Genomic DNA, 13,676 nt, shown 5'->3' on the forward strand with positions numbered 1-13,676 from the left:
TCAAAGTACTTCCAGCATGGAGAGTACGCGATCCGCGCTGCCGTCCCATGAAAAGCGCTTGATGTTCTCGTAGCCACGCCGGCGCAGATCTTCGCGGAGCGTCTCATCCGTCACGATCCTGCGCATGGCATCGAGGAGCTCGTCCTGTCGGAATGGATCGAAGTAGAGTGCGGCGTCGCCCGAGGCCTCGCGCACCGCAGGAATATCGGCCGCAAGCACCGGGCAGCCTTGAGTCATTGCTTCCAATGGCGGGATGCCGAAACCTTCGTAGAGGCTCGGAAAAACGAAAGCCGTGGCATGGCGCTCCAGGGCGGCGATTTCCGCGTCGGCGAGCCGACCGGGGAAAAGCAGGCTGTCGTTTGATTGCTGGCTGTCCGATTTGAACACGGTCGGTGCGGAGCCGCCCACGACGACGAGCTTCTGATTGTCATCCTTGAGCGCCTCGAAGGCGCGGATCGCAAAATCGAGGTTCTTATTCGGCTTCATCGTGCCGACGAGCAGGAAGAAGCCATTCGTCTTGAGATCGAGTCGCTGCATCACGGCTTCATCCGGCTCGATGGCGGCGTAATGATCGACGGCATTGTAGACGACGTCGATACCAGTCGATGGCACCCGGAACACGGAAGCAAGCTCCTGCCGCGAGAATTCCGAGACGGTGCCGATCTTGGCGGTGCGCGTCAGCACGGTTCCAAGGGCGCCATGCAGCAGGCGGTAGCTGCGCTTGAAGGACTGCGGATGGCGGAAGATCGTCACGTCATGGATGACGACGGCCTGGCGGCGATGCAGAAGCGGGCCGCTGCCGCCGAAGCCGATCAGGCGGCTGCCGCGCGAGCGTGAAAGCAGCGACGTCTGCTCCCAAACGTGACCTGGCCCAGCGCCGAATTCGTCGATTTCGATAGCGGAGAGCTTGAGATCGACGGGCGTGTTGCGCGGCACGGCCAGCCGCCAGCGCACGCCATTCAGAGAGGCTGGCAGGGAGCCTGCGGAAATCTTGCGGTCGAGTGCCAAGGTGAGCTCCCGCGCAAAGCGCTGCACGCCCGAAAGGGGCTGGCCGAGGAAACGCCCATTGATGACAATAGATTGCACGCGCAAAACCCGATATTTCATTGATCGGGAACAGCTTGCATCATTTTGTTTAGAGAAGGTTTAGCTGGACTTGCGCGATTTTACGCAAGCGCATCCTTGCTGCTGATCACGGCAACACCACGGGCTCGCATCTCGTCGATTGCCGATTTGACGCCGACGGGATCGATGCCTCGGCTTGCATCTTCGATGAAGCGGACGGTAACGCCAGGCAGCATTTCAACGGCATCGAGTGCCGAGAATTTCACGCAGTAATCGGTCGCCAGGCCGCAAAGATCGAGTTCGGTGACGTCCTGACTGCGCAGATAGGCGGCAAGGCCGGTCAGGGCTGCCTGATCGTTGTCGCGGAAGGCGGAATAGCTGTCGACTGCAGGGTTCTGGCCCTTCTGCTGGATGAAATCGACGGAGGTCAGATGAAGGTCGGGATGGAACGCGGCGTCTTCTGTATTCTGGACGCAGTGATCGGGCCACATCATCTGGGGCTTGCCCGAGAGCATGCCGATTTCAAAGGGTTTCTTGCCGGGATGGGAGGAGGCGAAGCTGCCATGACCAGGCGGATGCCAATCCTGTGACGCGATGATGAGATCGTATTTGCCGCTGTCGATGAGCTCATTGGCAACGGGCACGATCTTATCGCCTTCAGGCACTGGAAGATTGCCGCCAGGGCAGAAGCCGTTCTGGATATCGATGAGCAGCAGCGCTTTCATGAGGCCTGTCCTTCCGTTTTGTTGCGCTGCACGATGCCAAGCGGCGCGTTTCGGATCAAGCCCTTTGCGCCTCGCCGATGAAGGCGGCGAGGCGCGATAGTTTGCAAAGGCTTATGCCGGCTTGTGGCCTTTGAGGCCATAGAAGGCAATGTAGACGTAGCAGATGATCGGCATCAGGAAGGCGAGGTGAATGCCGATCGTATCGGCAAGGCCGCCCTGGATAACAGGCAGGATCGCGCCGCCGACGATGGCAAGGCAAAGAATGCCCGAGCCTTGGCTCGTATATTTGCCGAGGCCATGCAGCGCCAGGCTGAAGATCGTCGGGAACATGATGGAGTTGAACAGACCGATCGCCAGCACGGACCACATGGCGACATGACCTGTCGTCAGCACCGTCACCAGCAGAAGGATGATCGCAATGGCGGCATTGAAGGCGAGTGCCTTGCCATCATCGATATGGCGCATGATTGCCGAGCCGACGAAGCGTCCGACCATCGCGCCGCCCCAGAAATAGGAGACATAGTGGGCGGCATCGGACTCGGAGAGATGGGCGATATCGGGCTGGCTCAGGAAGTTCACCAGGAAGCTGCCGACGCTGACTTCCGCACCGACATAAACAAAGATGCCGACGGCGCCGAGCACGAGATGGCGGTACTGCCAGGCGGAGCCGCCGCCGCGCATCGGCTCGACGGTTTCTTCATCTTCGACCTCGGGCAGCTTCAATGCGGCAAAGACGGCAGCAAGCACCAGGAACGCGGCGGCAAGAAGCAGGTAGGGGAACTTGACCGCACCGGCCTCGGCAAGCCGCATGGCGTCGAGCTGCTCCGGCGTCGCGTTGGTGGCCGCAACCGTCGCAGCGGACAGGATAAGCATGGCGCCGAAGTAAGGTGCAATCGTCGTGCCGAGGGAGTTGAAGGCTTGCGTCAGGTTCAGACGGCTGGCGGCCGTATCCGGCGGTCCCAATACGGTGACATAGGGGTTGGCGGCGACCTGCAGAATCGTGATGCCGGTGGCGAGCACGAAAAGCGCGCCCAAGAAAAGGGCGTAGACTCGGTAGGTGGCGGCCGGAATGAACAGGGCGCAGCCGACAGCCGCGATCGCGAGACCGACAACGATGCCCCATTTATAGGTGATGCGCTTCACGAGCGTGCCGGCAGGCAGCGATATGATGGAGTATGCGCCGAAAAAGCAAAGCTGGATGAGCATTGCCTGGGTGTAATTGAGCTGAAAGACGCTTTTCAGGTGCGGGACCAGAATATCGTTCAGGCAAGTGATGAAGCCCCACATGAAAAAGAGTGAGGTGAGTGCGATAAGCGCGAATTGGTAATTGCCCTGGCCTTGGTGTGCGGATGCACGCGCGCTGGTGGGCGCAGAGCTTGTTGCTGAGCCAGCCACTTTTTTATCCTCGGTTTTTGTTGTTACCAGGCTTCGAGATTCGAGCCGGACGAAAAGCCCGAACGGGCCGAAAGAAGAACTGGCGGCGGCTTGCCGAGATACCCGCGGGAAACGCAGAATCCCGAAGCCGCTTCAATCGATATAATCGATTGGATTATCATTGGTAGCTTGCTAGGCATGCGGATTCTGCAATGCTGCAATGCGATCGCTTGCAAGAGTGGAATGTCTAGCCATACCTTCCGGTTTTGGGGCGGCCTATTCGATTGGGGCCGCTGCCGACGTCAGTCGAGGCTATGCAAATAGCCAAGAACGGCACGTTTCACGCGCAGAGCCAGCTGGTTTTTATCCGTGTCGCCATGGTCCCCTGCGGCATCGACCATTCCCTTGATGATGGCGACCACGTCGCGGCTTGCCACTTCTATATCGGCCTGCGGCGGCAAATCCGGTCGCAGCAGGGTTGCACGCGTGAGCTCGAAGAATCGCCGTTTGACCGCTTCGGTGGCGGCATCGAGCGGCAGCCGCGCCTCCTCGAAATCGAGCAAGCGGGCAAGCGCCGGCCGGCGAAGCTGCTGTTCGACGCAAGGGAGGATGAGCGCCGATAGGGCTTCGCTGCCGGTGGGCCTTTCGGCGGCAATTTCCGCCTCTGCGACGAGGCGGGAAGTCTCGCGCAGGATCAAGGCTCCGATCAGCGCATCCTTGCGTGGAAAATACTGATAGAGCGAGCCGACGCTGACGCCGGCCTTCTCCGCGACGGCATTGGTGGAGAAGGCTTCATGGCCGCGCTCTTCCAAAATGCGAGCGGCAGCCTCCACGATGGCTTCGACTGTTGCGAGCGACCGGGCTTGCTTTGGCGCTTTTCTCGGCGTGGCGCGGCTGTGGAGCGGGCTTTCGGACATGTTCCTGGAATGCGAGTAGTAAAAAGCGAATTATCGCTCATATTACAATTCGCAACCCAACGAAACAAGCATTTCAGCGAACATGCCGGGATTGAGTTCCCAGGCATGGCGGAGAGCGCTTGTGCGAACGACAAGGGAATTGACGCATGTCCAACGAAATTAGATCAGCGATCGTAACCGGCGCATCCAAAGGGATTGGCGCCGCCATTGCGAAGCAGCTTGCCGCCGACGGCTTTCAGATCGTCGTCAATTACGCATCAAGTTCCGAAGAGGCCGCCGATGTTGTCGCCGGTATCGCAGCGGCAGGCGGCCGCGCACTTGCCGTCCGTGCCGATGTCGCCGATGCCGCGGCCATGACCGAATTGTTCGATCGCGCCGAAGCGGAGTTCGGAAAGGTCGACGTGCTCGTCAACAATGCCGGGATCAGCAAATTCTCACCACTGGCCGAGGTTTCGGATGAGGATTTTCGGCAGCAGGTCGCGGTCAATCTGACGGGCACCTTCAATGGAATGCGAGAAGGGGCGAAGCGGGTGCGCGATGGCGGCCGTATCATCAATCTCTCCACGAGCATTATCGGTCACTACTCCCCCGGCAACGGCGTTTACGCGGCGACCAAAGCGGCAGTGGAGGCAATGACCCATATCCTTGCGAAGGAACTCGGCCCACGCGGCGTCACGGTCAATGCAGTCGCGCCGGGGCCGATCGCGACCGAATTGCTGTTCAAGGGGCGGTCCGAGGCGCTGATCCAGCGGCTGATAAACGACATCCCGCTCGGGCGCCTCGGGCTGCCGGAGGATATCGCCCAGATCGTATCGTTTCTGGCCGGCTCGCATAGTGGCTGGGTCAACGGACAGATCATCAGGGCAAATGGCGGGCGCAACTAAAGTGGCGCAGCGCGGCGCAAGAGCCTTTGCGGCAGAAGGATCGTCTCCTCGGGCTTGACCCGAGGATCCAAGCACAAGCCTCTTTGTTGCGTAATTGATTGCCGTGTCAGACGACTTTGTCGCCGCCCAGAACGCGGCGCTCTCGTTCGTGCCTCAAATAGACAACACGAATTTGATGGGAAGCCTGTGCGTGGATCCTCGGGTCAAGCCCGAGGATGACGGAGCGCGGGGGAGGCAAGAGGCCGCATAATCAGCCTCTTATCTTAGCGGTTGCACCGATAGGCAGCCTCTGGTCCCAAACTAGATGGCCGACCTTTTACCGCTAAACCCGCTCCACAAACCCATCCAACACCCTTTTCTGCCCCGCGCGGTCGAATTCGATGGTCAGCTTGTTGCCCTCGATTTCCGAGACGTTGCCGTTGCCGAACTTGATGTGGAAGACGCGGTCGCCGATGGCGAATTTGGAGGGTTCGGCGGAGGTGGATTTGGCCACCAGCTCGCCGTCGATGGTGCGCACCTTGGGGCCGCTCTCGCCATAGCCGATGCGCTCGACGGCGTGGCCGGAGCGGCTGCCCCAGTTGTCGCGGGTTGCATCGTTGCGGTTGGCCTGGGCGCGTTTCCAGCCGGGCGTGGAATAGGTGTTGGCGAAGGGATCTGCCTTGTCGAAGCGTGACTGGCCGTAGCCGCCGCGGCCATATCCGCCATAGGATTGTTCGACTTCGGCGACCTGAACATGCATTTCCGGCAGTTCGTCGAGGAAGCGGGAGGGGATCGTGGATTGCCAGAGACCGTGGATGCGGCGGTTGGAAACGAACCAGATGTGGCAGCGGCGCTTGGCGCGGGTGATGCCGACATAGGCGAGGCGGCGCTCTTCCTCCAGCCCGGCGCGACCGCTTTCGTCGAGCGAGCGCTGGTGTGGAAACAGGCCTTCTTCCCAGCCGGGCAGGAACACGGTGTCGAATTCCAGACCCTTGGCGGAGTGCAGCGTCATGATGGAGACGGCGTCGAGATTCTCGTTCTGCTCGGCATCCATGACGAGGGCGACGTGTTCGAGGAAGCCGCGCATGGACTCGAAGCTGTCCATGGAGCGGATGAGTTCTTTCAGGTTTTCCAGGCGCCCCGGCGCTTCCGCCGATTTGTCGTTCTTCCACATGTCCGTATAGCCGGACTCTTCGAGGATCTGCTCGGCAAGATCGGTATGCGGCGTGTTTTCGAGCAGGCCCTGCCAGCGGCGGAAGGATTGGACGACGTCGAACAGCGCCTTGCGCGCCTTCGGCTTCATCTCATCCGTCTCGATGATGTCGGCCGCTGCCGCCAGCATCGGAATATCGCGCACGCGGGCGTAATCATGCAGGGCGCGGACAGTGGTGTCGCCGAGGCCGCGCTTCGGCGTGTTGATGATGCGCTCGAAGGCGAGATCGTCGGCCGGCTGGCAGACGAGGCGGAAATAGGCCATGGCATCGCGGATTTCGAGGCGCTCGTAGAAACGCGGGCCGCCGACGACGCGATAGTTCAGGCCGAGCGTGACGAAACGATCTTCGAACTCGCGCATCTGGAAGGAGGCGCGCACGAGGATGGCGATGTCGTTGAGATTGTGCTTGTTGCGCTGCAGCTGCTCGATCTCTTCGCCGATCGCGCGCGCTTCCTCCTCGGAATCCCAGGAGGCATGCACCTGCACCTTTATATCGTCCGGATCGGAGCGGTCGGTGAACAGCGTCTTGCCGAGCCGACCCTCATTATGGGCGATCAGATGCGCGGCAGCGCCGAGAATATGTTCGGTGGAGCGATAGTTGCGCTCGAGCTTGATGACCTTGGCGCCGGGAAAATCCTTCTCGAAGCGCAGGATGTTGTCGACCTCAGCACCGCGCCAGCCATAGATCGACTGGTCGTCGTCGCCGACGCAGCAGACATTCTGCGGCTCACCCTTCTGCCGCTGCGCCAGCAGGCGAAGCCACATATATTGCGCCGTGTTGGTGTCCTGATACTCGTCGACCAAGATGTAGCGAAAGCGCTGGTGATAGTCCTTGAGGATATCTGGATTCTGTCTGAATATATTGATCGGATGCAGCAGGAGATCGCCGAAGTCGCAGGCGTTCAGCGTTTTCAGGCGGTTCTGGTAGGCGGCATAGAGTTCGCGGCCCTTGCCGTTGGCGAAGGCGCGCGCGTCGCCTTCCGGAATATCAGCGGGGCTGAGGCCCTTGTTCTTCCAGGTATCGATCATGCCGGCAAACTGCTTGGCCGGCCAGCGCTTGTCGTCGAGCCCTTCCGCCTGGATCAGTTGCTTGATCAGGCGAATGACATCGTCCGTGTCGAGAATGGTGAAGCTGGAGGTGAGGCCCACCAGCTCGGCATGACGGCGCAAAAGCTTGACACCGATCGAGTGGAAGGTGCCGAGCCAGGGCATGCCTTCGACCGCGCCGCCGACGAGCAGCGCGATGCGTTCCTTCATCTCACGGGCCGCCTTGTTGGTGAAGGTGACCGCGAGGATCTGGCTGGGGAAGGCGCGGTTGGTGGAGAGGATATGAGCGATGCGCGTCGTCAGCACGCGCGTCTTGCCGGTGCCTGCGCCGGCAAGCACCAGAACAGGCCCGTCGAGCGTTTCCACGGCTTCCGTCTGCTCGGCATTAAGGCCGGAAAGATAATCCGGCCGGCGGCCGCTGTCGCGTGCCGCCATGGCGCGTGCCGCGATGCCGCCGCCAATGCTGCCGGCAGCCGGCGCGGAACGGCGCGGTGCTGTGTGCTCCGGCTCCTCGTCAAAGAAGGGAATGTCGTCATGTCCAATGGTCATGCGGCCCAATGTAATGATTCTACCCCGAAAGGCAAAAGAAACGGGCCGAAATTAGAACAAAAAGTGCACATTCACAGCTCTTGATGCGCGTTTTGCATCACGGAGCGGACATGCCGACGAGCCTGTAAAACGTGTCGTTGTCTCACCGAAGATTACAACTTTGTTTGTACCTAAATTGTGGTTTAGCAGTCGCTTCATGGGAAGCAACGGCCGCGTGAAAAGATGCCGACTCGGCGCGGTACACGATGCTCGCCAATCGTCGCACCGCGGAATAGCGCGAGCACGTCGGGGCTAAGCCAGTTATCATTTCCGCGCATAATTATGGTGAATTATGCGTTGTTCTTAGCGCATTCTTAAGCATGTTTGCTAATCATGGCGATATGTAACCGCCAGAGAGCAGGCGTTGTTTTTGCCTGGCTCCTGTTTGCCGATGCGATCGGCCCGCGCGCATGAGCGCCCGCGGCAAGGTTCCGATGTCTCCTTGTATGTGTTGCGTATTGTTGCGTTCGGAGTTCATGTGCCGTGAGTATTTTTTCGACCTTCATCAGGGTCAGTCCCTCTATGAATACAGCGCTGGAAGTGCTGAGGGACACCCAGGCCAAACTGGGTAATGCCGAACGACAGATGTCGTCGGGCCTGCGGGTTCAAACGGCGAGAGACAATGCTACGTACTGGAAAATCTCGACTTTGACGCATACTGACGTCGGTGCAATTTCGTCGGTTCAGGATGCGCTCGGTCTCGCCGCCTCGACCGTCAGCACGGCTTCTACGGGTGTCGGCAGCGCGATCGACGTCGTCACCGAGATCAGGACAAAGCTTGTTAGCGCCTATGAGACCAGCGTCGACAAGACGAAACTCAATGATGAGATTGCGCAGCTGAAAGAGCAACTGCGCAGCATCGGAGAGTCTGCGACCTTCAATGGCGTCAACTGGACCGTGCTGCGGGATGGCGCCGATCCTACCGATCCGCATGAAGTGCCGGGTTCGCTGATCCGCGGCAGCAACGGGACGGTTTCGATCGGCATGTTGAGCTATGCAGGCGTGAGTTCGACGAGCGGCCCGATCACATCGGCCGATGCGCGCTATCTGATCGATGATCAGTCGAGCGGCTCCGGCGGATATGGCGTGCTGACGTCGACGTCTTTCGCGACCGAGGCCGGGGCTGCAAGGAACTATGTGCTCGTCAGCACTCAGAACGGCAATACGAGCGGCCAGGTGGAGATCTCGCTCGATGCGAATACGACCAAAGGGGCCATCGCCGACATGGTCAACACAGTGACGGGAATGTTGAATCAGCTCAAGACGATCGGGTCCGCCTTCGGCTCCCTCGAATCGCGCATCAATCTCCAGACCGAGTTCGCCAAGAATCTGAGCGATTCCCTGACCAGCGGTGTCGGGAAGCTTGTCGATGCCGATATGGAGCAGCAATCGAGCAAGGTTCTGGCGCTGCAGGCTCAGCAGCAGCTCGGGCTGCAATCGCTCTCGATCGCCAATGCCAGCTACAATACGGCTTTGCAGCTTTTCCAGAATCTCTGAGAGCCAACCAAAATCATAAGAGGCAGAGTTATACGTATCCTCGTTGCCTCGGTGGCTTTCGCCGTTTTTTCGCTTGGCTGGAGTGTTCGCGGTGCTGCCAGAGGCGGCGTCTGACGTCTATTATTGAAAGATTGTTGCGGAAATTGCTTCCATCCCAAAGATATAAGGGCGTCATAGATTTCTCTTCACGATATTGCCGCAATGCTTCATATCTGCTGCGGCCATCGAACCGGAGAGCGATGATTCCATGATAAAGAGAATTGCCATTTTTGCCCTAGCGGCAGCCTTTTTGAACGCATGCACGACCACTGATCCCTATACAGGTGAGCAGAAAGTTTCCAATACGGCAGGCGGTGCAGCGATCGGTGCCGGTGTCGGCGCTGTCGCAGGCCTTCTGATCGGCCATTCGCCGGCCTCGCGCCGCAATGCCGCGCTGATCGGCGCGGGCGTCGGTGCGCTCGCCGGTGCAGGCATCGGCAATTATATGGACCAGCAGGAATCCGAGCTGCGTGCGCAGCTGCAAGGCACGGGCGTTTCCGTGACCCGTGTCGGCGACCGCATCATCCTGAACATGCCGTCGGCGATTACCTTCGATATCGACCAGGACGCGATCAAGCCGGAATTCTTCCCGACGCTCAATTCCGTCGCAATCGTGCTGCGCAAGTTCAACCGCACGCTGATCGACGTCAACGGCCATACGGATTCGACTGGCAGCCTGCAGCATAACCAGGATCTGTCCGAACGCCGCGCCGGATCGGTTGCCTCCTACCTCGGCAGCCAGGGTATCGACCAGCGCCGCATGTCGGCCATCGGTTTCGGTCCATCGCAGCCGGTTGCAACGAACGCAACCGAGGCCGGTCGCGCACAGAACCGCCGCGTCGAGATCCAGATCGCACCGATCACGCAGAACGGCTAAGTTTTCCTGAACAAAAACGGCCAGGTCTCAGCATCCGGCCGTTTTTTTGTGCGTCCGATCACGCGTGCATGCTGGCGCCTTTGGTGATCTTGTCGACGATTTTCTTGTCTGCACGCAGCGCGATGCCGACCACCTTGGCGTCCTCAGGCGCGAATTCGGAAAAGACGGCGCGGTTGGCCGCATCATGGCCGGTTGAAAACATTTCCTCGATGAAGATGGAAGACGTGACGCCACGCTCCAGCGAGCGGCGGTGGATGGCGGTAATGCTCTCCTTATCGGCCGAGAGCACGATGATGGGCTGGATCGACAAAGCGTTGTAGACGTTGCCGGTGCGATCGCGATAGGCTTCGCCGATGATATCAGGATGCTGCCCGGCTATGCCTGTCGACAGGAACGCCGTTACATTCAGCTTTTGCCAGGATTGAAGGTCGCTTCGCAGAACGATCGCGATTTTGGTATCGAACATCGATGGTCACTTTCATGCAGTCTGGAAATGGGACATTGCGCGAGGATGTAACCGAACAGATCTTCGAGGGTCTTGAACGTTTGTGCGTGACGCCGGAGGCTAACCGCATCCTGTCCGCGCCGGCCTATCCGGGCATCGAGCGCATCCAGGCGCAGTTTCGCGGCGATGCTTTCGAGCTGCATCGACACGATACCTATGCGCTTGGCGTCACCATGCGCGGCGTGCAGACATTCCGCTATCGCGGCGAACAGCGCTACAGCCTGCCTGGGCGGGTGATCATCCTTCATCCGGACGAACTGCATGACGGCGGGGCCGCGACGGATGACGGGCTCGTGTACCGGATGCTGTATCTGGAGCCATCGGTGCTGTTTCAATGCCTCGAAGCGGCGCGTGTCGGCCTGCCTTTCGTCGATGACCCCGTGGTGGAAGACAATCGTCTCGCCGGCTTGCTGCTGGCGGCGCTTGGTGAGCTCGATCGCGAGCTGGATGAGCTCTTCGTTGACGATTTCGTCTCGCGGCTCACCGACGGACTTGTCCAGCACGCCCGTTTGCCGCAACGGCCTTTGGGCAGCATTGCCTGGGGGCAGGCGAAGGCTGCGCGGGACTACCTTGAAGCGCATGTCACGCGGGGTGTGCGCTCGCAGGAACTGGAGCGCATCACCGGCCTCGATCGCTTTGCGCTGGCGCGGCATTTCCGCGCCGCCTTTGCAACAAGCCCGCATCGGTTCCTGCTGATGCGGCGGCTGCAGCAGGCAAAGGCGATGATCGGCGCGGGAGAGCCGATCGCGGAAGTGGCCGTCGCAACCGGGTTTGCCGATCAGAGCCATCTCACCCGGCATTTCAAGAAGGCGTTCGGCATTGCTCCAGGTGCCTGGAACACCATGGTTCAAAGAACCGCTTAGCCGAGCCTATCGACCTTCAATGCAGGCCGAGGAACTGCTTGAGTTCAGGCGTTTGCGGATTGGCAAAGACTTCGCCCGGCGGTCCGATTTCGTGCACGCGCCCCTGCTGCATGAAGACCACGCGCGAGCAGACGTCCCGGGCGAATTTCATCTCATGCGTCACCATCAGCAGCGTCATGCCTTCGCCGGCCAGTTCGCGCACGACAGCAAGGACTTCCGCCACCAGCTCCGGGTCCAGCGCGGAGGTGATTTCATCGCAGAGAAGCGCGATCGGCTGCATGGCGAGTGCTCTTGCGATGGCGACGCGCTGCTGCTGGCCGCCGGAGAGTTCATCCGGATAGGCGTCGAACTTGTGCCCGAGGCCGACGCGGTCGAGCATGCGCCGCGCCATCGCCTCGGCTTCGGCCTTGGCGGTCTTCTTGACCACCATCTGCGAGAGCATGACGTTGCGTCCCGCGCTCAGATGCGGAAAGAGATTGAACTGCTGAAAGATCATGCCGACCTTCAGCCGGAGCGCCTTCAGATGCAGGTCATCAGGCAAAAGCTGTGCACCGGCCACGGAAATCGAGCCGTCATTGATCGTTTCCAGCCCGTTGATGCAGCGCAGCAGTGTCGATTTTCCGGAGCCGCTCTTGCCGATGATAGCGATGACTTCGCCTGGCTCGACATCGAGGTTGATGCCCTTCAGGACTTCATTGGTGCCGAAGCTCTTGCGGACTTCAGTGATTTCGATGAGCGACATTGAGCTTCCTCTCCAGGATCTGGCTGCTCTTGGACAGCGGCCAGCACAGGGCGAAATAGATAAGCGCGACAAAGCCGTAGACGGTGAACGGCTGAAAGGTCGCGTTGGTGATGACGGTGCCGGCCTTCGATAGCTCTACGAAGCCGATAATGGAGGTCAGGGCTGTGCCCTTGACGACCTGCACGGAGAAGCCGACCGTCGGCGGCACGGCGATGCGCAGCGCCTGCGGCAGGATGACATAGCGCATCTGCTGCAAATAACCCATGCCGAGACTCGCCGATGCTTCCCATTGTCCCTTGGCGACGGCCTCGACGCAGCCGCGCCAAATTTCGGTCAAAAAAGCAGCCGACCAGAGGGTGAGGGCGACGCCGGCAGCCAGCCAGGCCGGCACGTCGATGCCGAAAAGCCCGAGGCCGAAGAAGGCGAGGAAGAGCTGCATCAGCAGCGGCGTGCCCTGGAACAGCTCGACGAAATATCTGACCGCGACGCGGCCGACCTTTGCCTTGCCGATGCGAAGGAACAATAGGATTGCGCCGACGATGGCGCCGCCGGCAAAAGAGACGAGCGATAGTAATATCGTCCAGCGTGCGGCCAGAAGCAGGCCGCGCAGAATATCCCATGTGGTGAATTGGATCATTGGCGGACCCTGCGTGGAAAGATCAGCTTGCCCACTGCGGCAAGTGCCTGCCGAAGCAGGACCGCCAGCGCGAGGTATATCGCCGTGGATACGAAATAGGCCTCGAACGCACGGAACGAGCGCGACTGTATGAAGTTTGCCGCGAAGGTCAGGTCTTCGGCGGCGATCTGCGAGACGACGGAGGAGCCGAGCATGACGATGACGACCTGAGAGGACAGCGCCGGCCAGATGCGCTGCAGGGACGGAATGAGGACGACATGCCGGAAGGTCTCGAACCGGGTCATGGCAAGGCTGGCGCCGGCTTCGAACTGGCCACGTGGTGTTGCCTGTATGCCGGCGCGGATGATCTCGCAGCTATAGGCTCCGAGATTGATGATCATGGCGAGATTGGCGGCGGTCATCTCGTTCATCTGAACGCCGATGCCGGGCAGGCCAAAGAAAATGAAGAAGAGCTGGATCAGAAACGGCGTATTGCGGATGAGTTCGACATAGGCAGCCACGAAGGGTTTGAGCCAGCTCGGGCCAAGTGCGCGAGCCCAGGCGCAGGCAATTCCGAGGATAATGCCCAGCACAGCGCCGATAAGGGTCAGCTCCACCGTGACGAGAACGCCCTTGATCAGCGTGGGATAGTATTCGGCAAGCCAGCCGAAATCGAAGTGATAGCGCATGGGAGAAAGCCTCGCTGAGACCGATCACGCCGCCGAATGACGGCGCGATCAGTCCT

13 protein-coding genes are annotated in these 13,676 nt (G+C 60.1%); 4 read left to right on the forward strand and 9 right to left on the reverse strand.

The annotated features are described in order from the left end of the window. From AC13QE_RS06840 to AC13QE_RS06855, 4 genes are all read right to left on the reverse strand, one after another. A complete protein-coding gene (locus tag AC13QE_RS06840; protein WP_488483118.1) occupies nt 1-1,086 on the reverse strand; it encodes a glycosyltransferase family 4 protein in 1,086 nt (361 codons plus the stop codon). Between the two features lie 80 nt (nt 1,087-1,166). Continuing rightward, a complete protein-coding gene (pncA, locus tag AC13QE_RS06845; protein WP_488483119.1) occupies nt 1,167-1,790 on the reverse strand; it encodes a bifunctional nicotinamidase/pyrazinamidase in 624 nt (207 codons plus the stop codon). A 111-nt stretch (nt 1,791-1,901) separates the two neighbouring features. Next, nucleotides 1,902-3,185 carry a sugar MFS transporter gene (locus tag AC13QE_RS06850; RefSeq protein ID WP_488483120.1) on the reverse strand — a complete coding sequence of 428 codons (1,284 nt, stop codon included), beginning with the start codon at nt 3,183-3,185 and terminating at the stop codon, nt 1,902-1,904. Nucleotides 3,186-3,466: 281 nt separating this feature from the next. Further along, complete coding sequence (locus AC13QE_RS06855; RefSeq protein WP_488483121.1) at nt 3,467-4,081, reverse strand: TetR/AcrR family transcriptional regulator; 615 nt, start codon at nt 4,079-4,081, stop codon at nt 3,467-3,469. 146 nt (nt 4,082-4,227) lie between these two features. Between AC13QE_RS06855 and AC13QE_RS06860 the strand changes: the two genes are divergently transcribed. After that, nucleotides 4,228-4,965: an SDR family oxidoreductase gene (locus AC13QE_RS06860; RefSeq protein WP_488483122.1), complete on the forward strand. Its 738-nt coding sequence runs from the start codon at nt 4,228-4,230 to the stop codon at nt 4,963-4,965. Nucleotides 4,966-5,287: 322 nt separating this feature from the next. Here AC13QE_RS06860 and AC13QE_RS06865 read toward each other — a convergent pair whose 3' ends face one another. Next, nucleotides 5,288-7,753: an ATP-dependent helicase gene (locus tag AC13QE_RS06865; RefSeq protein WP_488483123.1), complete on the reverse strand. Its 2,466-nt coding sequence runs from the start codon at nt 7,751-7,753 to the stop codon at nt 5,288-5,290. Nucleotides 7,754-8,314: 561 nt separating this feature from the next. On the opposite strand from AC13QE_RS06865, the gene AC13QE_RS06870 reads away from it, so the two are divergent. Next, a complete protein-coding gene (locus AC13QE_RS06870) occupies nt 8,315-9,289 on the forward strand; it encodes a flagellin N-terminal helical domain-containing protein (RefSeq protein WP_488483335.1) in 975 nt (324 codons plus the stop codon). A 247-nt stretch (nt 9,290-9,536) separates the two neighbouring features. Continuing rightward, entirely contained in the window at nt 9,537-10,205 is a 669-nt protein-coding gene (locus tag AC13QE_RS06875) for a YiaD family glycine zipper/OmpA-like lipoprotein (protein ID WP_488483124.1), read from the forward strand. A 58-nt stretch (nt 10,206-10,263) separates the two neighbouring features. Here the strand turns inward: AC13QE_RS06875 and AC13QE_RS06880 are convergent, their stop codons facing one another. Further along, entirely contained in the window at nt 10,264-10,671 is a 408-nt protein-coding gene (locus AC13QE_RS06880) for a DUF2000 family protein (RefSeq protein WP_112334527.1), read from the reverse strand. Between the two features lie 14 nt (nt 10,672-10,685). Here AC13QE_RS06880 and AC13QE_RS06885 point away from each other — a divergent pair, with 14 nt between their 5' ends. Continuing rightward, entirely contained in the window at nt 10,686-11,573 is an 888-nt protein-coding gene (locus tag AC13QE_RS06885; RefSeq protein ID WP_488483125.1) for an AraC family transcriptional regulator, read from the forward strand. A 16-nt stretch (nt 11,574-11,589) separates the two neighbouring features. Here the strand turns inward: AC13QE_RS06885 and AC13QE_RS06890 are convergent, their stop codons facing one another. From AC13QE_RS06890 to AC13QE_RS06900, 3 genes are read right to left on the reverse strand one after another with little or no spacing between them, the layout of a single operon-like run. After that, complete coding sequence (locus AC13QE_RS06890; RefSeq protein WP_488483126.1) at nt 11,590-12,315, reverse strand: amino acid ABC transporter ATP-binding protein; 726 nt, start codon at nt 12,313-12,315, stop codon at nt 11,590-11,592. After that, nucleotides 12,293-12,952, reverse strand: coding sequence for an amino acid ABC transporter permease (locus tag AC13QE_RS06895; RefSeq protein ID WP_112605307.1), 660 nt, complete (start codon nt 12,950-12,952; stop codon nt 12,293-12,295). The genes AC13QE_RS06890 and AC13QE_RS06895 overlap by 23 nt, the downstream gene beginning before the upstream one ends. Then, entirely contained in the window at nt 12,949-13,620 is a 672-nt protein-coding gene (locus AC13QE_RS06900) for an amino acid ABC transporter permease (protein WP_132716961.1), read from the reverse strand. Before AC13QE_RS06900 ends, AC13QE_RS06895 begins: the two co-directional genes overlap by 4 nt. Nucleotides 13,621-13,676: the final 56 nt, after the last annotated feature.

Source organism: Martinezella sp. CNPSo 3957 (assembly GCF_057784395.1).